Source organism: Streptomyces pinistramenti, from assembly GCF_020564935.1.
Classification (GTDB): domain Bacteria; phylum Actinomycetota; class Actinomycetes; order Streptomycetales; family Streptomycetaceae; genus Streptomyces; species Streptomyces pinistramenti.
In genome coordinates this window covers 153,279-179,189 of record NZ_JAJCXB010000006.1, presented here as the reverse complement: position 1 = coordinate 179,189, position 25,911 = coordinate 153,279, and the positions used below count along the sequence as shown (strand labels likewise).

The window sequence follows — 25,911 nt, the reverse complement described above, 5'->3', positions numbered from 1 at the left end:
TGCCGTCCCCTTACGCCGTCACCGCGGCCGTCACCACGGCCACCGCCGCTCCCACCACCACCGCAGTCCCCATTACGGCCCGCCCGCCCGGCCGTTGAGGCACGTGAACACAACTCACCATCCACCCCTCCCCCACCTCACGTCTCCCACCTCACGCCTTGACGCTCCCGTCCGTCAGTCCCGTGCGCCAGTACTTCTGGAGGACGGTCATCAGGATCATCAGCGGCACGACGGACAGGAACGCGCCGCCGACCGTGTACTGGTAGAGCTCCGGCCGGCGGTCGGCGTAGCCGGTCCAGGAGGTCAGGCCCAGTTGGATGGGGTAGAGGCCGGAGTCGGAGAGCATGACCAGCGGCAGGAAATAGTTGTTCCAGATATGGACGAACTGGAACAGGAAGACGGTGACCAGGGCCGGGGTCATCAGGCGTAGTCCGAGCCCGGCGAAGATCCGGGCTTCGCCCGCGCCGTCGATCCGGGCGGCTTCCAGGAGCGAGTCGGGTACCGCGGCGGCGGCGTAGATGCGGCAGAGGTAGACGCCGAAGGGGCTGACGGCGCTGGGGAGCAGCACTGCCCAGTAGGTGTTGGACAGGCCCATCTCGCTGAAGAGGAAGTACAGGGGGAGGGCGAGGGCGGTGCCGGGGATCAGGACGCCGGCGAGAACGATGTTGAAGACCGTTTCGCGGCCGGGGAAGGCGTATTTGGCGAGTGCGTATCCGGCGGCGGCGGAGAGCAGGGTGGCGGTGGTGGCGCCGATCCCGGCGTAGAGGAGGGAGTTGGCGAACCAGCGGAGGTAGCTGCCGTGGTCGTAGGTGAGGACGGCGGTGAGGTGGTCGATGGGGTGGGGGTGGCGGGAGAACCAGAAGCCGAAGGTGCCGAAGAGGTCGGCGGTGTTTTTGGTGGTGGAGATGACGAGCCAGTAGACGGGGGTGAGGAAGTAGAGCGCGGCGATGGTGAGCAGTGTCGCGGTGATGATCCGGTAGCGGGCCGGGGGGCGGGTCACCGGCGGTCCGTTCCGTGTCCGCCGGCCAGTCGCAGGAAGCCGAACGACAGGACGCAGGCGGCGAGGGCGAGGAGGACGGCTTCGGCGGCGGCGAGGTGCTGGTTGTTGCCGACGAATGCCTCGCTGTAGGCGTGCAGGTTGGGGGTGTAGCCGGAGTCGATGGCGGAGGCGAGGGGGCGCAGGACCATGGGTTCGGCGAACAGCTGGAGGGTGCCGATGATGCTGAAGACGCAGGTGAGGGTGAGTGCGGGGCGGATCAGAGGGAGCTTGATGTGCCGGGCGGTGTGCCAGGCGTTCGCGCCGTCGATGCGGGCGGCTTCGTACAACTCGCTCGGTACGGCTTTGAGTTGGGCGATGAGGACGAGCATGTTGTAGCCGGTGAACTGCCAGGTGACGATGTTGGCGATGGACCACAGGACGGTGCCGCGGGCGAGGAAGTCGACGTTCCAGCCGAGGGTTTGGGCGAGGGTGACCAGGGGGCTGATGCCGGGGACGTAGAGGAATCCCCAGAGGATCGAGGCGATGACGCCGGGGACGCCGTAGGGGAGGAAGAAGGCGGTGCGGAAGAAGGGGACGCCGCGGGCGCTCGCGCTTTCGAGGAGGAGGGCGAGGGTGGTGGCGAGGGCGATCATGAGGGGGATCTGGACGGCGCCGAAGAGGAGTACGCGGCCGAAGCCGGTGAGGAAGCGGTCGTCGGCGAGTGCGTGGGTGTAGTTGGTGAGGCCGGTGAAGACGTCGTGTTCGCCGCCGAGGCCGAGGGGGCCGGTGCGTGCGGTGCGGTGGAGGCTTTCGTGGACGGCGTAGCCGAGGGGGGCGAGGAAGCAGAGGGCGAAGAGGGTGAGGAAGGGAAGGAGGAGGGCGACGGCGGCGCGGGTGTGGCGGGTGGGGCGGCGGGTGGGGCGGTGTGGCCTGGTGGGGGTGGTGTGGTGGGCGGGGGCCGGGGGGAGGCCCGGGTGGTCGAGGGTGTCGCGGGTCATCCGCCGCTCTCCACTTTCAGTCCCTTGTCCTTGAGGTCGGTGAGGGTGTGGGCCTGGACTTTGGTGAGGGCGGAGCGGAAGGAGCTGCCGTCGCCGAGTGCGTCGGTGAAGGCGTCGCCGAGTCGTTGGTAGAGGGTGTCGACGCCGGGGCCCCATTTCCAGCGGGTGTCGACGTGCGCTCCGGCGTCGGCGAATACGGTGCTGTAGTGCTGGCCGCCGAAGAATTCCTTGTCGACGTCGAGGTCGGTGGTGGTGTAGCCCTTTTTGGCGCTGGGGAATCCGTAGCCGCCGTCGATGAGGAGGGCGAGGGAGGCGGGGTCGGTGTTGAGCCAGAGGGCGAATTCGAGGGCGTCTTCAGGGTAGGTGGCGGCGGCGAATACGGTGGTGGCGGAGCCGCCCCAGTTGGCTTGTGCGTCGGCGCCTTTTGTCCATTGGGGCATGGGGGCGGCGCGCCAATTGCCGTGGGTGGCGGGGGCGTTGCCTGCGAGGAGTGCGTCGCCCCAGCTGGCGCCGAGCCAGGCGGGTACGGCGCCGGTCTGGATGTCCTTGTACCAGGCGTTCTGGCGGTCGGGGATGGTTTTGACGAGTTGCTGTTTGACGAGGGCTTCCCAGTAGTCGGCGACTTTGCGGGTGGGTCCGTCGTCGATGTGGATGATCCAGGTGTCGCCGTGGGTGGTGTACCAGGTGGCGCCGGCCTGCCAGGCGAAGCCGGCGAAGCGGTTGCCGTTGGTGGGGGCGAAGGTGTCGATCCAGGCGCCTTTTTTGCGGACGGTTCTGGCGGCGGATTCGTAGTCGTCCCAGGTGTGCGGGGTTTCGATGTCCCACTTGTCGAAGAGGTCCTGGCGAAGGAAGAGGCCCATGGGGCCGGATGCCTGGGGAATGGCGTAGATGCCGTTGCCGAAGACGGATTGCTGCCATTGCCAACCGACGAAGCGGTTTTTGTGGCGGGCGGCGCCGAGCGGGGCGAGGTCGCGCAGGCCGTTGTCGAGGAGGAATCCGGGGATGACGGGGTATTCGATCTGGCCGAGGTCGGGTGGGTTGCCGGCTTTGATGGCGGCGTGCATTTTGGCGTATTGCTGGCCGTTGACGGCGGAGACCTTTTCGACGGTGACGTGGACGTCGGGGTGGTGGCGGTTCCAGAGGTCGACGGGTTTGTCGATGCCGGGTACCCAGGACCAGAAGGTCAAGGTGATCCGCTGGCCTTTTTTGCGTTCCCGGGGCGGGCCGCCGCGCTCGGTGCCGGTGCCGCAGCCGGCGAGGGTGAGACCTGCGGCGGTGGCGGCCGCTGTGCCCAGGAGGGTTCTGCGGGGCAGGTGGTGGGTGCTCACAGGAGGTCCTCCACGGGGATGCGGCGGAAGGTGATCGTCGCGTAGGCGCTGAAGTCGCCGGTTTCGTAGAGCAGTCCGACGGTTGTGGGGTCGATGCGGACGAGGTCGCTGTAGCCGGCGGGGAGTCCGGATGCGGTGTGGGCGTGGCGCCAGGTGTGGCCGTGGTCGCGGCTGGTGCGGAGGGTCATCAGGGCGCGGGCGGTGGGGGGGGGGGGGCCGGCGTGGAGGAGTGTGTGGTGGTCGTCGAGGTGGAGGGTGCTGCCGTGGACGGGGGGTCCGGCGAGTCCTGCCTGGGGGCGGAAGGGGGTGGTGAGGTGGGTGCCGCCGTCGGTGGAGCGGGTGTCGGCGCGGTGCCAGGGGGCGGGGGCTTCGTTGCGGGTGGTGAAGTAGAGGGTGCCGTCGGGGAGTTCGGCTGCGGTGGTTTCGTTGGGGGCGACGGAGGGGTGGGTGTCGCTGTCGGTCCAGCCGATGCGCCAGGTGGTGCCGTGGTCGTCGCTGAGGAGGGTGTGGGCGCCGTTGTAGCGGGGTTCGGTGCCGTCGTGGGTGGGGTCGGTGGGTGGGGTGGAGTGGTTGGCGGGGACGACGAGGCGTCCGGCGTGGGGGCCGTGGCGGAGGTGGAGTGCGTGCCCCGGGCCGGTGGCGTACCAGCGCCAGGTGGGGTTTTTGGCCTGGTCGGTGAGGTCGCGGGGCGGGCTCCAGGTGGTGCCGTCGTCGTCGCTGTGCTGGAGGTGGATGCGGCGGCCGTCGGCGGCGCTGATGTGGCCGCGGCGGATGCGTTCTTCGGTGGCGTGGGCGGCGTTGTGGACCTGGAGGAGGAGGATGCGGCCGGTGGGCAGGATGAGGGGTGCGGGGTTGCCTGCGGTGCCGGTGCCGTTGCGGGCGACGACGTGGAGGGGGCTCCAGGTGCGGCCGCCGTCGGTGGAGCGTTTGAGGACGATGTCGATGTCGCCGGAGTCGGCGGCGGATGCGGTGCGGCCTTCGGCGAAGGCGAGCAGGGTGCCGGAGCGGGTGCGGACGGCGGCGGGGATGCGGAAGGCGGTGTATCCGTTGCCCCCTGCGCGGTAGGGCACTGACGTCTCGTATGCCACGGGGCTCCCCCATCGGCCGGACGTAGGACGTCCTTCGTCCTGTGCGGTGACCATAGGGAGGGCTCAACTGACCGTCAAGGCACCGGACATGTCCCGGTTTCGTGTCGCCCGGGTCGGCGACGGCCGGGCCGATCAGGAGTGAACTCCCGGTGAACGGAGGCCATCCGGCCCGCCGGGTGGGGGTGGCGGGCCGTCCGGCGGGAGGGGTGTCAGTCGGCGAGCCGGCGGCGGATGCCGTCGAAGTGGCGGTGCATGGCCTCGGTGGCGCGTTCGCCGTCGCCGGCTTCCAGGGCGGCGACGATTTCGGCGTGCTGACGGTAGGTCACCTGCGGGTCCTGGCGGTCGTCGGAGAGGTCTTCGCGGACCCGGCGCAGGGCTGCCCAGAAGGCGTCCAGGACTTCGCTGAGCAGGTGGTTGCCGAGTGAGCGGTAGAGGGCGAGGTGGAAGGCGCGGTCGGTGGCGCTGTCGACGCGGCCGTTGCCCGCCTCCTGTTCCATGCGTGCCACGAGTCCCTTGAGCGTGCCGAGGTCCTCGGGCGGCAGGTCGTGGGCGACGGTGGCGATCAGGCCGGATTCGAGGGCTTCGCGGACCTCCATCAGTTCGTAGAGGCTGGATTCGCCCTGGTGGTGGCGGACGGCCGCGCGGAAGGCGACGCCTTCGACAAACGGTTCGAGGGTGAGGGGGCCGACGTAGGTGCCGAAGCCGTGGCGGATTTCGACGATGCGCATGGCCTGGAGCGCCTTGAGGGCTTCGCGGACGGAGTTGCGGCTGACGTCGAGCAGGCCGACGAGTTCCGCTTCGGTGGGCAGCGGGTCGCCGGGGGTCAGCCTGCGCTGCAGGATGAGCTGCTTGATCTGCCCCTGGACGTCTTCGGACATCGTGCCTCGCGCCATGGTCTCCCTCTCCCGCGTCTGCTGTTGCGGCCGGCCTACCCGGCCCCCTCCGGTGCCACGACCCTTGACCGACCGCGTGTGCACGGGTCTATTGTGACCCAGACATAGGACATCCCATGTCCGACGTCCAACAAGTTGGCGGGCGTCCCGCTCGCACCGCATCACCGCTGGAGCCCCCATGGCACTGCCCGCACCGCTGCACGGCATCGTCCCGCCGGTCTGCACCCCTCTCGACCCGCAGGGCGAGGTCGACGCCGCGTCCCTGACCCGCCTGGTCAACCACCTCGTCGACGGCGGCGTGCACGGGCTGTTCGCGCTCGGCTCGACCAGCGAGGTCGCGTACCTCACGGACGCGCAGCGCGCCACCGCCCTGGAGACCGTCGTGCGGGCCGCCGACGGGCGGGTGCCGGTGCTGGCCGGCGTCATCGACACCACCACCCACCGGGTGACCGGGCACGCCAGGGCCGCGGCCGCTCTCGGCGCCGACGCCCTCGTCGCGACCGCGCCCTTCTACACCCGCACCCACCCGCGGGAGACCGCCGCGCACTTCCGCCGGATCCGCGCCGCCGTGGACCTGCCGCTGTTCGCCTACGACATCCCCGTCGCCGTGCACAGCAAGCTGTCCGCCGCCCTGGTGCGGGAGTTGGCCGAGGACGGCACGCTGGCGGGCCTGAAGGACAGCAGCGGCGACGAGGGCGGGCTGCGCCGGCTGCTCGTCGCGCTCGGTGGGCGCACCGGCCGGCGCTCAGGACCCGTCCCCGGCTTCTCGGTCCTCACCGGCTCCGAACTGACCGCGGACGCCGCCCTGCTGGCCGGTGCCGACGGCGTCGTCCCCGGCATCGGCAACGTCGACCCGGCGGCCTACGTACGGCTCTACGACGCCGCGCGGGCCGGCGACTGGAATGCCGCGGCCGCCGAACAGGAGCGGCTGGCCGCCCTGTTCGCCCTGGTCGACGTCGGCCCGGAGGCCGACATGGGCCGCAGCTCGTCGGCGCTCGGCGCGTTCAAGGCCGCGCTCCGGCTGCTCGGCGTCATCGTGCACGGCGCCACCGCCGCCCCGCAGCTCCCGCTGAGCGCGGAGTCCGTCGCCGAGGTCGGCCGGCTGCTCACCGCGGCCGGACTGCCGCCCGTCCGGTGACCGGCACCCCCGGGGCCGGTCGCGCGCCGGCCGTCGGCCTCGGCGGCACACCTCGTCGCCCCGCGAGGAATCCGTGGACCGCGCTCGACGGCGAGCGTCCGGCATTCTGGAGTCACCGTGCACCCTGCGAACAAGGCGTCCGGCCCGTGGTACCGGGAGGTGAGTCGCACCCGGTGGAAGGCGTTCTCCGCCGCCTGGATCGGCTACGTACTCGACGGCTTCGACTTCGTCCTGATCACGCTCGTACTGACCGAGATCAGCGAGGAGTTCGGCCTCAGCACGGTGCAGGCGGCCAGCCTGATCTCCGGCGCCTTCATCACCCGCTGGCTCGGCGGCGCGGCGCTCGGCGCGCTCGGTGACCGCTTCGGGCGCAAGCCGTCGATGGTGGCGAGCATCCTGCTCTACTCCGTCGGCACCTTCGCCTGCGGATTCGCCTGGGACTACACCAGCCTGTTCGTGGCCAGGCTGCTGATCGGCATGGGCATGGCCGGTGAGTACAGCGCCGGCGCGACCTACGTCCTGGAGAGCTGGCCCGCCCGGGTCCGCAACCGCGCCAGCGGCTTCCTCATCTCCGGATTCTCGATGGGCTCGGTGCTCGCCGCCGAGTGCTACAAGTGGGTCGAACCGGCGCTCGGCTGGCGCTGGATGTTCTACATCGGTCTCGCGCCGATCGTCGTCGCCCTGTGGGTACGGCGTTCGCTGCCGGAGACGGAGGAGTGGAGCGCGGCGGTCGCCGGGCGCGAGACCAAGCCCCATCCGTTCCGGCCGCTGTTCGCCACACCGGGGCGGGCCACCGCCAACGTCGTCGTCACGGCGGTGGCGACGGCGGCGCTCTTCGGGGTGTTCACACCGGTGGGTGCGGGCGCCGTGCCGCTGCTCGCGGTGGTCGGCGGCCTGGCCATCGCGGCGCTCGCCGTGCAGCTCGGCGGGCGCCGCGGCTGGGCCCTGTACCTGTCGCTGATCGCCACGGTCTTCGTGGCGTTCCTCTACACCTGGCCGATCCAGGCGCTGCTGCCGACGTACCTCAAGACGGAGCTGCACTACAGCCCGGGGCAGGTGACCGACGTCCTGTTCTTCGCGGGCTTCGGCACCATGGCCGGCTGCTGCCTGGCCGGTTTCACCGGGGACCTGATCGGCACGAAGAAGGCGTACGCCCTCACCCTGATCGCCTCGCTCGTGTTCGTCTTCCCGGTGTTCGCCGTCTCCGGCAACCTCCTGCTGCTCGGCGTGCTGCTGTTCGTCCTCCAGGCACTGAGCTTCGGCATCTCCGGGCTGCTGCCCCGCTACATCGGCGGGCACTTCCCGACGTCGAGCCGCGGCGCCGGGCTCGGCTTCACGTACAACGTCGGTGCGCTGGGCGGCGCGGTGGCGCCGGTGCTGGGCGCGCGCCTCGCGGAGGGCAGGTCGCTGGGCGGCGCGCTGGCCGCGCTGACCTTCGCCGGCACGATCCTGGTGGTGCTGCTGGTCGGCTTCGACGTCCCCGCCCGCCTCAACCGGCTGCTGAACCCGGACAGTCCGCGCGACCACCTGGCACAGGGGCCGCCCGCGGACGGTGCGGGCGCCAAGGCTCCCGGCAACTCCCGTGCGGGCGCGGGCAGTTCCTGACGGCCCGCATCCCCTTTCGGGTGACTTCGACGGTATCGGCCGCGCCCGCCCCGGCCCTGCGACAAGATGCCGGGCCATGGATGCCGTACGGGTCGCGCTGCTGCGTGAGGTCCTCGCCGGAACCGAATGGGTGCAGTCCACCCGCCGCTTCGCCGGAGCGCTGCGCGCCTCGGTCGCCCCGCACGGCGGCGGGCTGCTGCTGGTCGGCAGCGCCGGGTACGAGCCCTGGCACCTGGCCGCGCACCTCGACGACGAGGCCGCCTGGTCGGGGCTGCCCGAGCTGTCGCCGACGCTGGTGCGGCACCGCGTACCGCGCGGCGGACCGGCCCATCTGTCGGTGGGTCCGGGCCGGTTGGCGGCCGCCGGGCGCGGCGCGACGCTGCTGGTCGTCTCGCCGGGCCAGCCGGGCGCCGGGCTCCTTGAGCGGGTGCACGACGCCCGGCGCAACGGCGCGACGGTGCTGGCGCTCGACGGCGGCGACCGCGAGCTGCACGCCCTGGCCCACGATGCGCTGGCCGCCCCCGATCCGGTCGCCGCGCGGGCCGGTGACGACGCCGAGCCGCCCCATCCCCTCGATCTCGACACCGTGCAGCATCTGGTCAGCGCGGCGGCCGGCGAGAACAGCCTGCCGGCGCCGCGCAGGCACCGCCGCTTCCGTGACCGGCTGGCCCGGCTCGCCGATGAACTGACCGCACCGCCGCCCCCGCGGTGGTGAGCCCTGACCGGGCAGCGGGCGCGGCCGGGCCCCTGGAAGCAGGCGGTCCGGCCCTCGGCACGAGACGGCACGCCGCCACGCACTCCCCTCCCGCCCTTAATTCCTTTGCGCCGCCCCGCGCCCCCGCGCACGCTGATGCCCCGTGACCCACGACCCGCCCCCGCCGCCCGCGGCTCCCCGCCGCCGGCTCGCCGCCGTGCTGCCGGACCTGGCGCCCTGGCGCACCTCCCGCGACTTCCGGCTGATGTGGTGGGCCGGGGCGATCACGGTCTTCGGCAGCTTCCTGACGTTCGTCGCGGTGCCGCTCCAGGTCAAGGAGCTGACCGGTTCCGCCTTCGCGGTCGGCGCGCTGGGCGCCGTCGAGCTGGTGCCGCTGATCGTCTTCGGCCTCTACGGCGGCGCGCTCGCCGACGCCATGGACCGCCGCAGGCTGATCGTGTGGACCGAGGCCGCCCTGGGCCTGCTGTCGGTGCTCCTGCTGCTCAACAGCGTGCTGCCGCACCCGCTGCTGTGGCCGCTGTATGTCGCGGCCGCCGCCACCAGCGCGCTCACCGGGCTCCAGCGGCCTGCGCTGAACGCGATCGTGCCGCGGATCGTGCCGCACGACCAGCTCGCCGCCGCCGCGGCCCTGAACTCCCTGCGCTGGCAGATCGGCGCCATCGCCGGGCCCGCGCTGGCCGGCGGGCTGCTCGCGTACGCCGGGCTGCGCTGGGCGTACACCATCGACGCCGCGACGTACGCCGCTTCGGTGCTGCTGTCCGTGCGGATCGCGCCGTCGCCCGCCGCGCGCGACGCGGGCAAGCCGTCGCTGCGCGGCATCGCCGAGGGCGCGCGCTACGCCTGGAGCCGCAAGGAGCTGCTGGGCACCTACGCGATCGATCTCAGCGCGATGCTCTTCGCGTTCCCGCTGGCGATCTTCCCGTTCCTCGCCGACGAGTTGGACGCCCCGTGGTCCCTGGGCCTGATGTACGCGGCGCTGCCCGCGGGGTCCTGCCTGGTCAGCCTGACCAGCGGCTGGACATCGCGGGTCCGCAGGCAGGGCCGGGCCGTCGTGCTGGCGGCCGCCGCGTGGGGCCTTGCGATGGCCGCGGCGGGGCAGGCGGCGCACGTATGGCTGGTGCTGCTGTTCCTGACGCTGGCCGGGGCCTGCGACATGGTCAGCGGCATCTTCCGCTCGGCGATGTGGAACCAGACGATCCCCGACGAGCTGCGCGGCCGGCTGGCCGGCATCGAGCTGCTGTCGTACGCGGTCGGGCCGCAGTTGGGGCAGGTCAGGGTGGGCGGAATGGCGGCGCTGACCGGCGTGCGGACGTCGGTCTGGGCGGGCGGCGCGATGTGCTTCGCCGCCGTCGCGCTGCTGGCGCTGGCCCTGCCGAAGCTGCTGGCGTACGACGCGGCGACCGACGAGCACGCCCGCCGGCTACGGGAGCGCGCCACGGCACCGGATACCGCACCGGACGCGCCCGCGGATCCAGGGCCCCGGGAACCCGGCACCGGTCCCGCCCCTGCCTGAGCGGGGGGCGCGCCCCTGTATCCCCTGCCCTGGCTAGGAAATTCCCAGGGATTCGCACGCGGCCTTGAGGTCCTTGGTGCAGATCAGGTCGGCGCGCACGGCGCCGTCGCGGATCACGGTGTCCTGCAGGGTGTTCCGGGTGACGATCTTCGCGCTGAACAGCTTGGCGGGAATTCCGGAGGTGCTCTTTCCGGTGACGGTCGTCGGCGTCAGGGACGCGATGCTCTTTCCCTGGAGGAGATTGACGGCGATGTCGCCCGCGGTCTTGGCTTCCGGCCTGACCTCTTTGTAAACGGTGAAGGTCTGAGTGCCCTTCACCAGCCTTTGCAGAGCGGCGAGTTCGGCATCCTGGCCGCCGAGCGGAACGTTCCTGACGCCGGCCGACTTCAGTGCGTCGGCGATAGCGCCGGCCATTCCGTCGTTCGCCGAGTAGACCGCGTCGAAACCGGCCGGGCCGAGGTTCTTGATGGCCTCGGTCATTTTCTCGCCGGCCTTGTCGGCCGACCAGTCCGCGATGTCCTTCTCGTAGACGATCTTGTGGACCTTGTGGTCCAGCACGTCGTGCGCGCCCTTCTTGAACTCCGGGGAGTTGGGGTCGGCGGGCGAGCCGTTCAGCATCACGACGTCGGCGGTGGCGGCGCGGGATCCGAGTGCGGCCACGAGGCCCTCACCCTGAAGCCGGCCGATCTTCTCGTTGTCGTAGGAGACGTACGCGGCGGCCTTGCCCTCGGTGAGCCGGTCGTAGGAGACGACCTTGACGCCCTGCTTCGCCGCCGCGTCCACCCAGCTCCCGGCGGCCTGCGCGTCGACCGGGTCCAGGATGATGACCTTGACGCCCTTTTTCACCAGCGCGTCGAACTGCTGCCGCTGGGCGTCCACGCTCGACTTGGCGTTGTGGTAGTCCAATCGGCATTCGAGGCAGCGGGACGCGATCTTCGACGAAATGATGCGGCGGTCGAAATCCTCGTAGCGCGACGCCTTGTTCTCCGGCAGGAGCAGACCTATGGACTTCTCGCCCGCCGCCGGTTCCTGGTGATCATTTCCGCAGGCGGCCAGGGGAACCGCGAGGGAAAGCGCCATCGCGGTGGTGAGGATGCGACGTAGCGGTGCGTTCATTTCGGTTTTCTCCCCCATGGGCCGCCGGAACGGCTGAAGTGAACGTCACCGCCACCCGCATCGTCAAGAATCGAAACGATAACGAGACACACCGGCGATTTACATTGACGCTACAAATAAACGAGCCGGTCCGGCCGTTCCACGGGGGCGTTCCCGACGCCGCCACGCGTTCCGCATGCCGCTACGGAGCACCCCGCTCACCGTCGCGCCCCGCGCCGTCCTCGCCGCTCTTGTCCTGCTCGTGCCAGCGCGGGTCGGTCTCCCACTCCAGATTCCGCTCGCGGGCCGTTTCCATCGCGTGCGCGGCCGCCTCGCGGCTGTCATAGGGGCCGAAGCGGTCGGCGGCCCGGCATTCGGGGCCCTCTTCGACCTTCTGGTGCCGCAGGCAGTAGAACCATTCGCCGGGCTTGCCTTCCGTACGCCTCTTGAACAGCGCCATTGCCGCCTCCTGTGGTCCGTTCTGTGCCGCCAATCCTGCCCGATGGCCCGCGGATACACTCGCTGGCATGTCTGGCCAGTCGCTTCTCGTCCCGGGGGACATCTCCCCCACCCGCCCCGTCCCCGCCTCGATCCCGCGCCCCGAGTACGTCGGCAAGGCCGCGCCCACGCCCTATACGGGGCCCGAGGTGCAGGACGCCGACACCATCGAGCGGATGCGGATCGCCGGCAAGATCGCCGCGCAGGCGATGGAGGAGGCCGCCAAGCTCATCGCGCCTGGTGTGACCACGGATGAACTGGACCGGGTCGCCCACGAGTTCATGTGCGATCACGGCGCCTATCCCTCCACGCTCGGCTACCGCGGCTTCCCCAAGTCGCTGTGTTCCTCGCTCAACGAGGTCATCTGCCACGGCATCCCCGATTCGACCGTCCTCAAGGACGGCGACATCGTGAACCTCGACGTGACCGCGTACCTCCACGGCGTGCACGGCGACAACAACGCCACGTACCTGTGCGGCGACGTCGACGAGGAGTCCACGCTGCTCGTCGAGCGGACCCGGGAGGCGCTCCACCGCGCGATCAAGGCCGTCAAGCCGGGCCGCCAGATCAACATCATCGGCCGGGTCATCGAGTCGTACGCCAAGCGGTTCGGCTACGGCGTGGTCCGTGACTTCACCGGCCACGGCGTGAACTCGTCCTTCCACTCCGGTCTGATCGTCCCGCACTACGACAGCCCGCACCACACGACCGACATCAAGCCCGGCATGACCTTCACGATCGAGCCGATGCTGACGCTGGGCTCCTACGAGTACGACATGTGGGACGACGGCTGGACGGTCGTGACCAAGGACCGCAAGCGCACGGCGCAGTTCGAGCACACCCTGGTCGTCACGGAGACGGGCGCGGAAATCCTCACGCTTCCCTGACGGCGGCCCGGGGTAAAGTTTTACCGACAGGGCGTCGGGAACAGGCTGACTTAGGTAAACCTAAGTAGTTGGGTGAGCCTACCTCGACCTGTTCCTTTCCGCTCCCCTCGGTCCCCGGAGGCCAGCCGTGGAAGCACCCAGCTCGACCCCGCCCACCCCCTTCTCCGCGCTCATCCGCGCCGCGACGCACGAGCTGCACACCGAGGCCCAGAGCCCCCCGTTCATGAACGGCCTCCTGGCCGGCCGGCTCGGCGTACCCGCCTACCGCCGCTACACCGAGCAGCTGTGGTTCGTCTACCGCGCGCTGGAGGACACCCCCCGGACGCTCGCCCAGGACCCGGTCGCAGGGCCCTTCATCCGTCCCGAACTGGCCCGCACCGCCGAGCTGGAGCGCGACCTCGCCCACCTGGGCGGCCCGTCCTGGTCCGAAGATCTGGAGCCGCTGCCGGCCACCGCCGCGTACGCCGCCCGCATACGGCAGTGCGCACGCGACTGGCCCGCGGGCTACGTCGCCCACCACTACACCCGCTACCTCGGCGACCTCTCCGGCGGCCAGATCATCCGCGGCACCGCGGAGAAGACCTGGGGCTTCGACCGCAAGGGCGACGGCGTGCGGTTCTACGTCTTCGAGGACATCGCCAATCCCGCCGCGTTCAAGCGCGAGTACCGCGAGCTGCTGGACGCCCTGCCGGTCGACGACCTGGAGAAGCAGCGGGTGATCGACGAGTGCAAGCGCGCGTTCACCCTCAACAGCGCGGTCTTCCAGGAGCTGGGCACGCAGTTCCCGCTGAGCGCGTAGCGGCGGCGGGAGCCGGGCGGGCACGGACCGGCAGGCCGTACGGAACCCCGCGGGCCCGCCCTACGGCGCCTCGGCGCGTACCCGCCCGCCGACCGCGACGCTGCCGTCCGGGTAGCACCGGGTGAGGATCTGCGACGCGGCCCCCTGGCGGACGTCCAGCGGGCGGCCGAGCCGATGGGTCAGCAGTATCGCGGCCGCGCCCGTCGCCTCGTCCTCCGCGGTGCCGCCCGCGCGGCGCGGGAAGCCCCGCGCCCGCACGATCCCCGCGGCCTCGTCCTGCCAGGCCCAGGCGTACAGCCAGCCCTCGCCCGGCGGCGGCGCGGGCAGCGCGTCGACCTCGGCGGCCGACGCGTACCGCTCGGTCCTGCGCCCCGTCACCCACTCCGGGCGGCCGCGCACCCAGACCGTCTCCGCCTCGGCCGCCTCGCCCTCATCCGCCGTCCCCTCGTAGAAGACGGCCACTTCGCCGGCCGGCGGGCGCAGGGTCAGGGGCGGGCGGCCGAGGGCGCGCAGCAGCCAGGCGAGGCCGACGAGCGGGTGCCCGGCGAACGGGAGGCGGACGCTCGGGGTGTGGATGTCGACGGTGCCGCGCTCGGCGTCGTCGAGGAACACCGTTTCACTGAAGCCGAGTTCGGCGGCGAGTGCGGCCCGCGTCGCCGGGTCGGGGAGGGCGGCGCCGTCCCGTACGACACCCAGCGCGTTGCCTCCGGACCCGTCGGGGCCGCAGAACACTCGGAGCACTTCATAGGCGGTCATCCGGCCATTGTGCGCAGCGCACCGCCGGGACGACGCACGCCACCGCCCTCACCCACCCCCAACGATGATGTGACGCAGGTCACATGATGCGGTGTCATACGGCGCGGGGGCCCCGGCCGTGTGCAGGGGGAAGGGCTCGCAACGGGCCCTGATCCACGGGGAAAGGAACCACCCAATGCGTAACAGGCGAATCATCACCGGCGCCTTCGCCGCCGTCGCCCTGGCGGTCGCCGGTCTCGGCACGACCCAGGCCGGCGCCGCTTCGGCCGCTCCGGTCGCCGCGAGCGCTCCGGCCGCCGTCCACGTGCAGAAGCAGCAGAAGCCGATGGACGGTCCTCCCGGAACGGTGTGGACCGGCAAGAAGTTCTGGACGCTCAGCGGCTGCCAGGCGGCCGGCACCGACCTGGTCAGCTCCGGCAAGTGGGCCGACCCGTTCTGCGACGGCGGGGGCCTGCAGTACGACCTCTGGGCGCGCCCGCTGTAAACCGCGGCCGAGCCGCCCGGGGGTGACGGCCCTCGCGCAGCGGCCCTGAAACAGGCGCTCTCCCCCGCGCGTGATCCGCGGCCGTGCGGGGCGGGCGCTGCCACCGAACATCCCGACCGGTGGAGCCGGACGGTCGCCCGAGGGCGGCCGGGCTCCACCGGTTTCTTCCGTGTGCGGGGCGTGCGGACGGCCGCCGGCGGGCGCACCCCGCGCCGGAGGGGGCGCCTGAACCGCCGGTTCCGCTGGTCATGCCCCTCGCTCCGGCATGACCCTTACCTTGACCTGCCCATGACCCGCCCGTGACCTGTCGCGCGCCGATCCGTGACCGGGCCGTAGCCCGTGAGAGCCGAATCACGGGGAATCAGGGGCAGCATGAAGTAAGGCTCGGATAACTTAGGGCTGCCTTAGTGCCGGTGCCTCCCCTGATGCCCGGTTGTCCCCGTAACGTCCCGCACTCCTCTGGAGACCCGCATGCGAGCCCTCCGCCCCTCCGTCGTCACCGCAGCCGCCGTGGCCGCGGCCCTGACCGTCGTCTCCGGATGTGCCGCGAAGAGCGACGGCAAGGGCGGCGGCAAGGGCGTGATCGACGTGACGGCGAGCGACTCGGCGTGCGAGCTGTCCGCGAAGGAATTCCCGGCCGGGCACGTCCGGTTCGCGGTGCGGAACACCGGCTCCCAGGTCACCGAGATGTACGTGTACGCGCCCGGCGACCGGATCGTCACCGAGCGGGAGAACATCGGCCCCGGCACCAGGGCCGAGATCACCGCCGAGATCAAGCCGGGGCACTACGAGGTCGCCTGCAAGCCCGGCATGAAGGGCAGCGGCATCCGGCAGAAGGTCACGGCGAGCGGCAAGGGCGCGGACGCCGAGCGCGATCCCCGGCTGGACGCCGCGGTCGCCGCCTACCGCACGTACGTCCAGCAGCAGGCCGACCTGACCCTGCCGGCCGCGCAGAAGTTCGCCGACGCGGTCCGGGCCGGCGACGTCGACGCGGCGAAGAAGACCTACGCGCTCTCCCGCGTCGGCTGGGAGCGCACCGAGCCCGTGGCCGAGTCCTTCGGCGACATCGATCCGAAGGTCGACGTGCGGGAGGACGGCCTGGAGGACGGCCAGAAGTGGACCGGCTGGCACAGGCTGGAGAAGTCCCTGTGGCAGCAGCAGAAGATCTCCGGGGACGACAAGAAGCTGGCCGGCCGGCTGATCACCGACCTCAAGGACTGGCAGAAGCGGGTCGGCACCGCCGACATCACGCCCACCAGCATGGCCAACGGCGCCAAGGAACTCCTCGACGAGGTGGCCACCGGCAAGGTCACCGGCGAGGAGGAGCGCTACAGCCACACCGACCTGCTCGACTTCCAGGCCAACGTCGAGGGCGCGCAGAAGGCGTACGAGCTGCTGAAGCCGGTCGCCGCCAAGAACGACCCGGAGCTGGCCCGGGAGCTGGACAAGCAGTTCGCGTCGATCAAGGCCCGCCTGGACAAGCACCGCGACAGCGGCTCGGACGACGGCTTCGCCCCGTACGACACCGTCGGCAAGGGTGAGCGCAAGGTCCTCTCGGACGGCGTGAACGCGCTCGCCGAGCCGCTGTCGAAGCTGGCGGCCGCCGTGGCCACCGCCAAGTGACGGGCGGCACGGGCGACATGGCGGACATGGCAGACAGGACGGGCAGGGCGGACAAGGAGAGCGACATGGCGGACGGGGCGGAGCAGGGTGGCGCGGGCCGGGACGGCCAGGCGCCGGATACGGGCGGCGAAAGCGCCAACGGCCGGGCCCCGTCCCGCCGTTCGCTGCTCGGCTGGGGCGGCGCCGGCCTCGCGCTCGGCGCGGTCGCGGCCGGCGGCACCGCGGCGGCGCTCCGCACCGGCGGCGATGCCGGGCCCGCCGCCGCGGACGCCACCGCCGGCGCGGCCGTCCCCTTCCACGGCACGCACCAGGCCGGCATCGCCACCGCCGTCCAGGACCGGCTGCACTTCGCCGCCTTCGACGTCACCACCGACGACCGCGACGCACTGATCGCCCTGCTCAAGGAGTGGACACGGGCCGCGGCCAGGATGACGGCGGGTGACGCGGTCGGCGACGGCGCGGTCGGCCAGCTCGTCGAGGCGCCGCCGGACGACACCGGCGAGGCGCTCGGCCTGCCGCCGTCCCGCCTGACACTGACCTTCGGCATCGGCCCGACGCTGTTCGAGAAGGACGGCAAGGACCGGTTCGGCATCAGGTCACGGCGCCCGGACGCGCTGACCGACCTGCCGAAGTTCCCCGGCGACAACCTCGACGCGGCGCGCAGCGGCGGCGATCTGTGCGTGCAGGCGTGCGCGGACGATCCGCAGGTGGCGGTGCACGCGATCCGCAACCTGGCCAGGATCGGCTTCGGCAAGGTCGCCATCCGCTGGTCCCAGCTCGGCTTCGGCAAGACCTCGTCGACCACACCGGACGCGCAGACCCCGCGCAACATGTTCGGCTTCAAGGACGGCACCGACAACGTCTCGGGCGCCGACCCGAAGGCGCTGGACGCGCACGTCTGGGTGTCCGGGTCCGACGCGAAGGGCAGCGCCTCCTGGATGGCCGGCGGCTCGTACCTCGTCGCGCGGCGGATCCGGATGCACATCGAGACCTGGGACCGCACCTCGCTCAAGGAGCAGCAGGACGTCTTCGGCCGGGACAAGGGCGAGGGCGCGCCGGCCGGCAAAAAGAACGAGCGGGACACCCCGCACCTGCCGTCGATGCTGCCCACCGCGCACGTACGGCTGGCGCATCCGGACAGCAACGGCGGGGTGCGGATCCTGCGCCGCGGCTACTCCTTCACGGACGGCACGGACGGCCTGGGGCGGCTGGACGCGGGGCTGTTCTTCCTCGCCTACCAGCGGGACGTCCGGCACGGGTTCGTGCCGCTCCAGCGGAAGCTGGCGCGGCACGACGCGCTCAACGAGTACATCCAGCACGTGGGTTCCGCGGTCTTCGCGGTGCCGCCCGGTGTGCGGGGAGCCGCCGACTGGTGGGGCAGGGAACTGTTCACCGCGTCCGCCTGACCACGTCAACTCCGTGACGGATCCGTCCGTCACACCATGAAGGAAGAGAAGGGACCGACGTGTTCGGCAACTACCTGATCGGGCTGCGCGAGGGCCTGGAAGCCAGCCTCGTCGTCTGCATCCTCATCGCCTATCTCGTCAAGACCGGCCGGCGGGAGGCGCTGCGCCCGGTGTGGCTGGGCATCGGACTGGCGGTGGTGCTGTCGTTCGCGTTCGGTGCCGCGCTGCAGTTCGGCTCGCAGACGCTGACGTTCCAGGCGCAGGAGGCGCTCGGCGGCTCGCTGTCGGTCGTCGCGGTGTGCCTGGTGACGTGGATGGTCTTCTGGATGCGGCGTACCGCGCGGCATCTGAAGAAGGAGCTGCACGGCAAGCTGGACGCCGCCCTGGCGATGGGCACGACGGCGCTGGTGATCACCGCGTTCCTGTCGGTGGGCCGCGAGGGCCTGGAGACGGCGCTGTTCGTGTGGACCGCGGCGCAGTCGGCGCAGGACGGTGTGCGGCCGCTGATCGGCGCGCTGCTGGGCCTGTTGACGTCGGTGGTGCTGGGCTGGCTGTTCTACCGCGGCGCGGTGCGGATCAATCTGGCGAAGTTCTTCACCTGGACCGGCGGGATGCTGGTGGTGGTCGCCGCCGGTGTCCTCGCGTACGGCTTCCACGACCTTCAGGAGGCGGGCCTGCTGCCGGGGCTGAACAGCCAGGCGTTCGACATCAGCGCGCAGATTCCGGCGGACAGCTGGTACGGGACGCTGCTCAAGGGCATCTTCAACTTCCAGCCGGATCCGACGGTCCTTCAGGTCACGGTGTGGCTGCTGTATCTGGTCCCCACGCTCGCGCTGTTCCTCGCCCCCGGTAGGGTGGCGCCGAATCGTGCCACCCCGGCGGCCTCCGTGCCCGCCCCGGTCGCCCCGAAGGAGCCCGAGCCCCATGACACGCAGGTCGCCGTTCCGGGTGCCCGCCACACTGACGTCGGCAGCGGCGGCGATGGTGATACTGAGCGGCTGCATGACGGTGCACGGCGAGCGGGAGATCGTCCCGGCGGTGTCGGAGACTGAGGCCGCCAAGGCGCTCCAGCGCTTCACCGACGGCTTCAACAAGGCCAACCGCACCCTCGATGCGAAGGCCAACGCCTCCTACGAGTCGGGGGCGTTGCTCAGCATCGACGAGGCGGGCATCAAGGCCGCCCACGCCGTCCGCCCGCAGGGCAACCCCACCTTTCCCGCGCTGACGCTCAAGGACGCGCACTTCACGGTGCCCACGCAGGCGGGCTGGCCGAAGTCGTTCCTGGCCGACGCGGTCAGCAACCGCAAGGACCGCGGCGGCAACTACACCCGCTGGTTCGTGGTGTTCAGCCGGGACGCCGTCGATGCGCCGTGGCGGGCGGTGTACCTGTCGACGCTCCCGGGCAACAAGGTGCCGGAGCTGGCGCGGGACGCCGACGGCTACGCCGAGGCGGTGCCCGCGGGGGACGGTGCGTCCGGTCTGACGGTGGATCCGGGCAAGCTCAGCCGGAGTTACGCGAACTACCTCAAGACCGGCGAGGGCGACCTGTTCGCCTCCGGACCCAGCACCGACCTGCGGCGCCGCGACCGGGCCGCCAAGTCCCATGCGCTCGGCGCCCGGATCCAGTGGGAGGACCAGCCCGCGGACTTCCCGCCGGTGGCGCTGCGGACGAAGGACGGCGGGGCGCTGGTGTTCTTCGCGGCCTACTACCACCAGCAGAAGACGGTGTTCGAGGGCTCGCCGATGTCGGTGTCGCTTGCGGTCCAGGGCGTCATGGCCAAGCCCGTGAAGCAGGCGAGCAAAATCACCCTGACGTATCTGACGGGGCAGGCGGTCAAGGTCCCGGCGAAGGGCTCGTCCGGCAAGGTCGAGGTGCTCAACCTCATCGAGGCGCGGACGTCGGCGCGGGTGCCGTAGGCGGCAGTCGCACGGGCCCGCCGGTGTCCGGCGGGCCGGGGTTCAGCGGCCGATCGGCCAGGCCGCCGTCTCGTGGTCGGGGGTGCGGTCGATGAACTCGGCGCAGGCGTCGGTCAGGGATTCCAGCAGCGTCAGCGGGTCGGGCAGCGGCAGCTCGGGCCCGCGCAGCCAGCTCACGTCCGGCTGGTCACCGGGCAGTCGCGAGGGCGGCAGCAGGACGTAGCTGCCGCGGCAGTGCCAGCGCAGTCCGGGGTGCTCGTCCAGGGTCTCGGGGTGGCAGTCCAGCTCGCAGGGCCACCACTCGTCCTCGTCGTCCGGGGTGCCGCGGGTGGCGGTGAAGAAGAGCATCCGGCCGTCGCCGAAGCCGGCGCCGCTGAGGGTGACGGGGCCGACGTCGACGCCGGCCGCGTCCAGCCGGCCGAGTGCGCTGCGGCCCGCTTCGACGGGGACGTCCAGCACGTCGTGGGCGATGCCGGTGGCGGTGATGAAGTTGGCCTCGGTGAGGGTGCGGACCCAGGCGGCGACCTTGTCGCGGTCGGTGCTGGCGACGGTCTGCCAGCCGAAGGAGACGGGATGGCGTCCGGGGGTGGGACAACCGATGCGTTCACAGGAACAGCCGTAGCCGGACGGGTGCGCGGCGGGGGCGACCGGGAATCCCGCGTCGGCCGCCGCCAGCAGCAGGTCCTCGCGGCCGCGGGCGGCCGCCGATCCCGTGTCCGTATCCTCGCCGTCCGATCCGCTCTTCGGCCGGCGCAGCCACTGGGAGAACCTGCTCTTGCGTTCCATCTATCCCCTCACTTCGAGCGGTGGTCTGGGATCAATGCTGCCACCATCCTGCGCTCCGGGTGACCGGTGTCGGGATCCGGGGTGGGAGAACACCCGGCGATTACGGTCGATTCCCGTTCATCACCGACAGGGCCGGCCGGGCCGCGCCGCCGCCCGCCGGCCCGGTCATTCCGGTGGCCGCACCGCGCGCATCACCAGGTCGACCAGGGTGTCGGTGTAGGCGTGGGTCAGTTCGCCTGTGCGCATCAGCCAGCGCTGTGAGAAGGGACTCAGGAGCAGCTCGGCGGCGATCCGCGGGTCGGCGTCCGGGTCCATCTGACCGGCCTCCTGGGCCGCCCGCAGCCGGTTGACGTAGACGGCGATGCCGGGTTCGAGGAGCCGGGAGACGTAGGTGCGGGACAGTTCCTCATCGCCCGCGCCGGCCGCCGCGAGGGCGCGGTAGGGGGCCTGGAAGGCGGGGTCGTTGAATTCGTCGGCGGTCGCCCGCAGGACGTGCTTGAGGTCCGCCTCCAGGTCGCCGGTGTCCGGCAGGCCGGCGCCGTAGTCGTCGACGCCGTCGGTGAACGCGTCCAGCAGGACGGCTGCCTTCGACGGCCACCAGCGGTAGATGGTCTGTTTGCCGACCCCGGCGCGGGCGGCGATGCCCTCGACGGTGAGCCGGGTGTAGCCGACCTCGCCGACCAGGGCGAGGGCCGCGTCGAAGATCGCCCGGCGGGAGCGTTCGCTGCGGCGGGAAGCGTCGGGTGCCGTCTTGGGGGCCATGGTCCGATCCTAGCGACGCATGAGGCGAGACGTATCGTCTTCATGGGGGCCCCGGACGGGGCGGCCGACGCCCGCTCAGGACCAGGCGTCGCCCCAGGACGCGTCCCGGGCCGCGCGGTAGCCGTCGCCCTGCCGCTTGGTGACGGTGGTGCGGCGCAGCCCCTCGTCCGCCGTGCACAGGTCCAACAGCACCTGCCCCTTGCGGAGTTGGGGCTTGCGGACGATGCGGGAAGGCGCGGCGGACGCGGGCAGCCGGGTCGCCGCGACATAGCTGAACTTCTCGTCCTCGTACGGCAGCGTGCCGCCCTTCACCTGGCGGTGGAGGGAGGAGCGGCTCACCCGGGCCGAGAAGTGGCACCAGTCCTCGCCCGGGACGATCGGGCAGCGCTCGCCGTGCGGGCAGGGCGCGACGATCCGCAGCCCGGCCGCGGCCAGCTGCTCGCGGGCCTCACGGATGCGGAGGTACCCGGCCGGCGTGCCCGGTTCGATCAGGACGACGGCCGGGGCGGCGCTCGCCGCGGCCACCACCGAACGGCGGACCTCCGGGCGCAGCTCGCCCAGCACGTAGGAGACGGTCACCAGGTCCGTACCTGCCGGGACGGTGAGCTCTTCGCCGATCACCTGCCGGCGCCACTCGGTGTCCGGCAGCGTCCCCGCCGCCAGCTCGCGGCCCAGGTCGAGGGCGGGCTGCGCCCAGTCCAGGACGGTGCTGCGGTGGCCCTGCCAGGTGGCGGCCGCGGCCCAGGTCGCGGCGCCGGTGCCGCCGCCGATGTCCACATGGGTGGCGGGCGACCAGTCCGGCAGCCGGCCGGCGAAGGCGGTCAGCGCGGCGCGCACCGCCTCGAACGTCGCGGGCATCCGGTAGGCGGCGTACGCGGCGACGTCCGCGCGGTCCCTGAGTACCGGGGCGTCGGTGGGGGTGGTGCCGCGGTAGTGGGTGATCAGCCGTGCGGTGGCCCGCGCGGCCTGCTTGGGCGGCAGGCCGTCGAGCAGGCCGGCCAGGGCGGCGCGCAGTTCCTCGTGCATTCGGCCAAGTTTACGGCCCGCGCGGGCACCCCTGGCCCGCGCCGCCGGGCCCGCCCCTGCTCAGGCCCCCGCCTCAGCGCCGTCGCGACGCCGCGCGGGCCAGGCAGGTCGCGGCCGCCGCCCGTGGTGCGCTGCCGCCGTCGCGGCGCCGCGGGGGGACGGTGTTGGCGAGCAGCACGAGGAACGTGTCGGTGACACGGTCCAGGACCAGGCTGGTGCCGGTGAAGCCGGTGTGGCCCGCGGCGCCGCGGCCGGCCAGCTCGCCCATGAAGTACGGCTGGTCGACGGCGAAGCCGAGGCCCGGCGGCTCCAGCAGGGCCGCGACCGTGGCGGGCCGCAGGATCCGCGCGGCGCCGTACGCGCCGCCGTTGAGCAGCGTCCGGCACAGCACCGCCAGGTCCTGGGCGGTCGAGAAGAGCCCCGCGTGTCCTGCCACTCCGCCCAGCGCCCAGGCGTTCTCGTCGTGCACCTCGCCGCGCACCATGCCGCGGTCCGCCTTCGCCCACGGCCGCCGCTGGTCCTCGGTCGCCGCCACCCCCTGCGGCGCCAGCGGCCCGAAGGACGTGCTGCGCATACCCAGCGGCCCGGTGATGCCCTCGCGCACCAGGACGTCGAGGCGCTGCCCTGTGCACTGTTCGAGGAGCAGCTGGAGGGCGATCAGGTTGAGGTCGGAGTAGCGGTGGCCGCTGCCGGGGCGGCCGTCGGGCGCGGCGGCCTGGTCCCACAGCAGCTCCAGCTGGGCGGCCCGCCCGCGCCGTTCGTACAGCGGCAGTTCGGGGCGGAGTCCGGAGGTGTGGGTGAGCAGCTGCCGGACGGTGATGCCGGGCGCGAAGGCGGGCAGCCGGCTGCGTACCTCCTCGTCGAGTGCCAGCCGGCCGCACTCGGCCTGCTGGAGGGTGGCGAGTGCGGTGAAGAGCTTGGTGAGCGAGGCGAGGTCGAAGACGGTGCCGACCCGCATCCGCTCCCACAGGTCACGGGGCAGGTCCACGCCACGGTCCGCCACGGGGTCGTACGCGCGGTAGCGGACCGCCCAGCCCGCCGCGGCCTCCGCGGCGACGACCGGGCCGCGCCCGGCGATGACGACGGCGCCCGCGCACCACGCGGGGCGCCCGTCGGGCAGTGCCCGTACGCCACTGACCAGCCGGTCCGTCCACACGGCCGCGAGCTGCGCCTCGGCCGGCGTGCCGGGTCTGAGTATCGGTGCGTTCAGAGCGCGGTCCTCTCCCCTGCGGTGCCCCCGTCGGTCACCTCCCTACGCTGCCACGGACGGCACATTCCCAGGAAGCTCACGAGCGCCAATACGGCGCATCCGAGCTGGACGACGGCCATCGGCACGGCGGTGCGCTCGCCCGCGATGCCCACCAGCGGGGAGGCGACCGAGCCGAGCAGGAAGGTCGAGGTGCCCAGCAGCGCGGAGGCGGATCCGGCCGCGTGCGGGGTGCGCAGCAGGGCCAGGGTGTTGGTGCTGGGCATGACCAGGCCCATGGCGGACATCAGCACGAAGAGTCCGGCGGCCATCGGCCACAGCCCGACGGTGCCGAAGACTCCGGATGACATCAGCAGCAGCGCGGCCCCGGCGACGGCGACCAGCGACAGGCCCACCCCCAGCACGCGGTTCAGGCTGACCCGGCCGACCAGCACCTTGCCGTTGAGCTGGCCGACCAGGACCAGGCCCACGGAGTTGACGCCGAACAGCAGGCTGAAGGTCTGCGGGGACGCGCCGTAGATCTCCTGGATGACGAACGGCGAGGCGGAGATGTACGCGAAGAGGGCGGCGAAGGCGAAGGCGCCGACCATGAGGTAGCCGGAGAACGCCCGGTCGGCGAGGAGGTCGCGCATGGTGCGCAGGGTCTGGCCCAGGCCGCCGGAATGGCGCCGCTCGGGCGGCAGCGTCTCGTGGAGCGTGCGCCAGACGACGGTGGTCAGCACCACGCCGACGACGGTCAGCACGGCGAAGACCCCGCGCCAGTCGGTGACTTGGAGGATCTGGCCGCCGATCAGCGGGGCGACGACCGGCGCCACCCCGGAGATCAGCATCAGCGTGGAGAAGAACCTGGCCATCGCCACGCCGTCGTACAGGTCACGGACCACCGCCCGCGCGATGACGATGCCGGCCGCGCCCGCCAGGCCCTGGAGCAGGCGGAAGGCGATGAGGATCTCGACGTTGGTGGCGATGGCGCACAGGGCGGTGGCCAGCACGTAGATCACCATGCCGGCGAGCAGCGGGCGGCGGCGGCCCCACTTGTCGCTCATCGGGCCGACGATCATCTGGCCGAGCGCCATGCCCGCGAGGCAGGTGGTGAGGGTGAGCTGGACGGTGGCGGCCGGGCTGTGCAGCGCGGTGGTGACCTCCGGCAGGGCCGGCAGGTACATGTCCATGGAGAGCGGCGGGACCGCTGTGAGGCCGCCGAGTACGAGGGTGACGAGGAGTCCGGTGCGGCGGGACGCGGACGGTGCTGCCACCGCGCCCCGCTCGGCTATGGGGGGAATGTCCTGGTTCTCGGCCGTGCCGGTGCCGGCGTCCGTCATGAGCGTCTCCGTCTTGTGTTGAGGGCCGCACCATGGTGTCACGCACCCCCGGGAACACCGGCCGCTCCGCCCTGGGCCGTTGGACCTACGCCCCGGCCGGCCGAACGCCGGGTCGCTGCATCCGTCGCCGCCGGCCCGGCCCGTACGGGCTCCCCCGTAGGATCCGGTACATGGCTGAACTGATGGTGCGCGACGGCACGTGGACCTTCGACGGCGATGCGGTACGGATGGTGCCGGGGCGCGAGCGCGGGGTGCACCAGCTCCGGCAGGATCTCGGCGAGTACACCGTTCCGCTGACGGCCCTGGCCGGCATCGCCTACGAACCGGCCCGCAAGGGCGGCCGGCTGCGGCTGCGGCTCCGGGACGGCGCCGATCCGCTGCTCCAGGTGACCGGCGGCGGGCTGCCGGCCGACGCGAACCCGTACCAGCTGACGGTCGACGCGGGCAGGACCGACGTCGCGGAGTACTTCGTCCACGAGGTGCGGCAGGCACTGACCCTCGAACAGGTCCCGGAAGGGCCCGCCGACCACTACCTGCTGCCCGGCCCCGCCGTGCCCCTGTCGGCGGCCGGTGTGGACGGCCTCGCCACCTTCGACGGCGAGCGGGTACGCGTCGAATGGCGCTGGAACACCAGCGAGAACAAGAAGCACGCGGGCCCCAGGGACTTCGCCCTGGCCGACCTGGAGGCGGTGGAGTGGCGCGCCGCCGTCGGCCTGGAGTCCGGCTTCCTGCGCTTCCGCCCGCGCGGCACGACCCCGCACATCAAGCCCGAGCAGGACCCCAACGCCATCGAGCTGTGGGGCTTCAAGAAGGAGAGCGGGCGAACGGCCCTGCTGGCGGCGGCGGTTGCGGCCCGGCTCCCCCACCCGTCGGCGGGCCCCGCCCCCCTCCCCAGGGCCACCGCCGCACCCCTGCCCGCACCGGAGCCGGCCGACAACGCCACCGCCCCCGGCAACGACCACGACGCGCTGCTGCGCCGCCTGCGCGAACTGGGCGAGCTGCACCGCGACGGCGTCCTCACCGACGAGGAATTCGCCACCGCGAAGGCCGCCGTGCTCCGGAGCTTCGACTCCGCAGGATGAGACG

25 protein-coding genes are annotated in these 25,911 nt (G+C 72.1%); 12 read left to right on the top strand and 13 right to left on the bottom strand.

What is annotated here, in order from left to right:
- Positions 1 to 151 precede the first annotated feature (151 nt).
- From LIU39_RS06980 to LIU39_RS06960, 5 genes are all read right to left on the bottom strand, one after another.
- Complete coding sequence (locus LIU39_RS06980; RefSeq protein ID WP_227045683.1) at positions 152 to 1,000, bottom strand: carbohydrate ABC transporter permease; 849 nt, start codon at positions 998 to 1,000, stop codon at positions 152 to 154.
- Complete coding sequence (locus tag LIU39_RS06975) at positions 997 to 1,977, bottom strand: carbohydrate ABC transporter permease (protein WP_227045682.1); 981 nt, start codon at positions 1,975 to 1,977, stop codon at positions 997 to 999. The genes LIU39_RS06980 and LIU39_RS06975 overlap by 4 nt, the downstream gene beginning before the upstream one ends.
- Positions 1,974 to 3,305, bottom strand: a complete 1,332-nt coding sequence (locus LIU39_RS06970; protein WP_227045681.1) for an ABC transporter substrate-binding protein — start codon at positions 3,303 to 3,305, stop codon at positions 1,974 to 1,976. The genes LIU39_RS06975 and LIU39_RS06970 overlap by 4 nt, the downstream gene beginning before the upstream one ends.
- A complete protein-coding gene (locus LIU39_RS06965; RefSeq protein ID WP_227045680.1) occupies positions 3,302 to 4,393 on the bottom strand; it encodes a sialidase family protein in 1,092 nt (363 codons plus the stop codon). The genes LIU39_RS06970 and LIU39_RS06965 overlap by 4 nt, the downstream gene beginning before the upstream one ends.
- Positions 4,394 to 4,602: 209 nt before the next feature.
- A complete protein-coding gene (locus tag LIU39_RS06960) occupies positions 4,603 to 5,286 on the bottom strand; it encodes a FadR/GntR family transcriptional regulator (protein ID WP_227045679.1) in 684 nt (227 codons plus the stop codon).
- A 178-nt stretch (positions 5,287 to 5,464) separates the two neighbouring features.
- Here LIU39_RS06960 and LIU39_RS06955 point away from each other — a divergent pair, with 178 nt between their 5' ends.
- The 4 genes from LIU39_RS06955 (at position 5,465) to LIU39_RS06940 (ending at position 10,257) form a co-directional block, all read left to right on the top strand.
- Positions 5,465 to 6,424, top strand: coding sequence for a dihydrodipicolinate synthase family protein (locus LIU39_RS06955; protein ID WP_227045678.1), 960 nt, complete (start codon positions 5,465 to 5,467; stop codon positions 6,422 to 6,424).
- A 117-nt stretch (positions 6,425 to 6,541) separates the two neighbouring features.
- Positions 6,542 to 8,029 carry a sialate:H+ symport family MFS transporter gene (locus tag LIU39_RS06950; protein WP_227045677.1) on the top strand — a complete coding sequence of 496 codons (1,488 nt, stop codon included), beginning with the start codon at positions 6,542 to 6,544 and terminating at the stop codon, positions 8,027 to 8,029.
- Between the two features lie 76 nt (positions 8,030 to 8,105).
- On the top strand, positions 8,106 to 8,744 hold the full coding sequence (locus LIU39_RS06945) for a hypothetical protein (RefSeq protein WP_227045676.1): 639 nt from the start codon (positions 8,106 to 8,108) through the stop codon (positions 8,742 to 8,744).
- Between the two features lie 142 nt (positions 8,745 to 8,886).
- Positions 8,887 to 10,257: an MFS transporter gene (locus LIU39_RS06940; RefSeq protein ID WP_227045675.1), complete on the top strand. Its 1,371-nt coding sequence runs from the start codon at positions 8,887 to 8,889 to the stop codon at positions 10,255 to 10,257.
- 33 nt (positions 10,258 to 10,290) lie between these two features.
- Here LIU39_RS06940 and LIU39_RS06935 read toward each other — a convergent pair whose 3' ends face one another.
- On the bottom strand, positions 10,291 to 11,373 hold the full coding sequence (locus LIU39_RS06935) for a sugar ABC transporter substrate-binding protein (RefSeq protein WP_227045674.1): 1,083 nt from the start codon (positions 11,371 to 11,373) through the stop codon (positions 10,291 to 10,293).
- A 181-nt stretch (positions 11,374 to 11,554) separates the two neighbouring features.
- Entirely contained in the window at positions 11,555 to 11,812 is a 258-nt protein-coding gene (locus LIU39_RS06930; protein ID WP_227045673.1) for a hypothetical protein, read from the bottom strand.
- A gap of 67 nt (positions 11,813 to 11,879) precedes the next feature.
- Here LIU39_RS06930 and map point away from each other — a divergent pair, with 67 nt between their 5' ends.
- Both map and LIU39_RS06920 read left to right on the top strand, forming a co-directional pair.
- Positions 11,880 to 12,737, top strand: coding sequence for a type I methionyl aminopeptidase (map, locus tag LIU39_RS06925; protein WP_227045672.1), 858 nt, complete (start codon positions 11,880 to 11,882; stop codon positions 12,735 to 12,737).
- Between the two features lie 127 nt (positions 12,738 to 12,864).
- Positions 12,865 to 13,536, top strand: coding sequence for a biliverdin-producing heme oxygenase (locus LIU39_RS06920; RefSeq protein WP_227045671.1), 672 nt, complete (start codon positions 12,865 to 12,867; stop codon positions 13,534 to 13,536).
- Positions 13,537 to 13,596: 60 nt separating this feature from the next.
- On the opposite strand, the gene LIU39_RS06915 is transcribed toward LIU39_RS06920, so the two are convergent.
- Positions 13,597 to 14,292, bottom strand: a complete 696-nt coding sequence (locus LIU39_RS06915) for a PhzF family phenazine biosynthesis protein (RefSeq protein ID WP_227045670.1) — start codon at positions 14,290 to 14,292, stop codon at positions 13,597 to 13,599.
- 175 nt (positions 14,293 to 14,467) lie between these two features.
- Here LIU39_RS06915 and LIU39_RS06910 point away from each other — a divergent pair, with 175 nt between their 5' ends.
- From LIU39_RS06910 to LIU39_RS06890, 5 genes are all read left to right on the top strand, one after another.
- A complete protein-coding gene (locus tag LIU39_RS06910; protein ID WP_227045669.1) occupies positions 14,468 to 14,776 on the top strand; it encodes a hypothetical protein in 309 nt (102 codons plus the stop codon).
- Positions 14,777 to 15,247: 471 nt separating this feature from the next.
- Positions 15,248 to 16,399: an iron uptake system protein EfeO gene (efeO, locus tag LIU39_RS06905; protein ID WP_227045668.1), complete on the top strand. Its 1,152-nt coding sequence runs from the start codon at positions 15,248 to 15,250 to the stop codon at positions 16,397 to 16,399.
- Positions 16,400 to 16,464: 65 nt separating this feature from the next.
- A complete protein-coding gene (gene efeB, locus LIU39_RS06900) occupies positions 16,465 to 17,805 on the top strand; it encodes an iron uptake transporter deferrochelatase/peroxidase subunit (RefSeq protein ID WP_372463820.1) in 1,341 nt (446 codons plus the stop codon).
- 59 nt (positions 17,806 to 17,864) lie between these two features.
- A complete protein-coding gene (efeU, locus tag LIU39_RS06895) occupies positions 17,865 to 18,857 on the top strand; it encodes an iron uptake transporter permease EfeU (protein WP_227045666.1) in 993 nt (330 codons plus the stop codon).
- Positions 18,787 to 19,722 (top strand): SCO2278 family lipoprotein, encoded by a 936-nt coding sequence (locus LIU39_RS06890; protein WP_264482471.1) that lies wholly within the window; start codon positions 18,787 to 18,789, stop codon positions 19,720 to 19,722. The genes efeU and LIU39_RS06890 overlap by 71 nt, the downstream gene beginning before the upstream one ends.
- Positions 19,723 to 19,764: 42 nt before the next feature.
- Here the strand turns inward: LIU39_RS06890 and LIU39_RS06885 are convergent, their stop codons facing one another.
- The 5 genes from LIU39_RS06885 to LIU39_RS06865 all read right to left on the bottom strand — a co-directional run bounded on the left by LIU39_RS06885 (position 19,765) and on the right by LIU39_RS06865 (position 24,825).
- Complete coding sequence (locus LIU39_RS06885) at positions 19,765 to 20,508, bottom strand: bifunctional DNA primase/polymerase (protein ID WP_227045664.1); 744 nt, start codon at positions 20,506 to 20,508, stop codon at positions 19,765 to 19,767.
- A 165-nt stretch (positions 20,509 to 20,673) separates the two neighbouring features.
- Entirely contained in the window at positions 20,674 to 21,270 is a 597-nt protein-coding gene (locus LIU39_RS06880; RefSeq protein ID WP_227045663.1) for a TetR/AcrR family transcriptional regulator, read from the bottom strand.
- 75 nt (positions 21,271 to 21,345) lie between these two features.
- Entirely contained in the window at positions 21,346 to 22,296 is a 951-nt protein-coding gene (locus LIU39_RS06875; protein WP_227045662.1) for a small ribosomal subunit Rsm22 family protein, read from the bottom strand.
- 73 nt (positions 22,297 to 22,369) lie between these two features.
- On the bottom strand, positions 22,370 to 23,452 hold the full coding sequence (locus tag LIU39_RS06870) for a serine hydrolase domain-containing protein (protein ID WP_227045661.1): 1,083 nt from the start codon (positions 23,450 to 23,452) through the stop codon (positions 22,370 to 22,372).
- A 50-nt stretch (positions 23,453 to 23,502) separates the two neighbouring features.
- Positions 23,503 to 24,825 carry a multidrug effflux MFS transporter gene (locus LIU39_RS06865; protein WP_227045660.1) on the bottom strand — a complete coding sequence of 441 codons (1,323 nt, stop codon included), beginning with the start codon at positions 24,823 to 24,825 and terminating at the stop codon, positions 23,503 to 23,505.
- Between the two features lie 170 nt (positions 24,826 to 24,995).
- Between LIU39_RS06865 and LIU39_RS06860 the strand changes: the two genes are divergently transcribed.
- Positions 24,996 to 25,907 carry a DUF4429 domain-containing protein gene (locus tag LIU39_RS06860; protein WP_227045659.1) on the top strand — a complete coding sequence of 304 codons (912 nt, stop codon included), beginning with the start codon at positions 24,996 to 24,998 and terminating at the stop codon, positions 25,905 to 25,907.
- The last annotated feature ends 4 nt before the right edge of the window (positions 25,908 to 25,911 follow it).

Bases quoted from the DNA above. Each gene is read 5' to 3' on its own strand.
- LIU39_RS06975 (WP_227045682.1), bottom strand. From the start codon at position 1,977: ATGACCCGCGACACCCTCGACCACCCGGGCCTCCCCCCGGCCCCCGCC.
- LIU39_RS06960 (WP_227045679.1), bottom strand. From the start codon at position 5,286: ATGGCGCGAGGCACGATGTCCGAAGACGTCCAGGGGCAGATCAAGCAG.
- LIU39_RS06955 (WP_227045678.1), top strand. From the start codon at position 5,465: ATGGCACTGCCCGCACCGCTGCACGGCATCGTCCCGCCGGTCTGCACC.
- LIU39_RS06945 (WP_227045676.1), top strand. From the start codon at position 8,106: ATGGATGCCGTACGGGTCGCGCTGCTGCGTGAGGTCCTCGCCGGAACC.
- LIU39_RS06935 (WP_227045674.1), bottom strand. From the start codon at position 11,373: ATGAACGCACCGCTACGTCGCATCCTCACCACCGCGATGGCGCTTTCC.
- LIU39_RS06930 (WP_227045673.1), bottom strand. From the start codon at position 11,812: ATGGCGCTGTTCAAGAGGCGTACGGAAGGCAAGCCCGGCGAATGGTTC.
- map (WP_227045672.1), top strand. From the start codon at position 11,880: ATGTCTGGCCAGTCGCTTCTCGTCCCGGGGGACATCTCCCCCACCCGC.
- LIU39_RS06915 (WP_227045670.1), bottom strand. From the start codon at position 14,292: ATGACCGCCTATGAAGTGCTCCGAGTGTTCTGCGGCCCCGACGGGTCC.
- LIU39_RS06910 (WP_227045669.1), top strand. From the start codon at position 14,468: ATGCGTAACAGGCGAATCATCACCGGCGCCTTCGCCGCCGTCGCCCTG.
- efeO (WP_227045668.1), top strand. From the start codon at position 15,248: ATGCGAGCCCTCCGCCCCTCCGTCGTCACCGCAGCCGCCGTGGCCGCG.
- efeB (WP_372463820.1), top strand. From the start codon at position 16,465: ATGGCGGACGGGGCGGAGCAGGGTGGCGCGGGCCGGGACGGCCAGGCG.
- LIU39_RS06890 (WP_264482471.1), top strand. From the start codon at position 18,787: ATGGTGATACTGAGCGGCTGCATGACGGTGCACGGCGAGCGGGAGATC.
- LIU39_RS06885 (WP_227045664.1), bottom strand. From the start codon at position 20,508: ATGGAACGCAAGAGCAGGTTCTCCCAGTGGCTGCGCCGGCCGAAGAGC.
- LIU39_RS06880 (WP_227045663.1), bottom strand. From the start codon at position 21,270: ATGGCCCCCAAGACGGCACCCGACGCTTCCCGCCGCAGCGAACGCTCC.
- LIU39_RS06875 (WP_227045662.1), bottom strand. From the start codon at position 22,296: ATGCACGAGGAACTGCGCGCCGCCCTGGCCGGCCTGCTCGACGGCCTG.
- LIU39_RS06865 (WP_227045660.1), bottom strand. From the start codon at position 24,825: ATGACGGACGCCGGCACCGGCACGGCCGAGAACCAGGACATTCCCCCC.
- LIU39_RS06860 (WP_227045659.1), top strand. From the start codon at position 24,996: ATGGCTGAACTGATGGTGCGCGACGGCACGTGGACCTTCGACGGCGAT.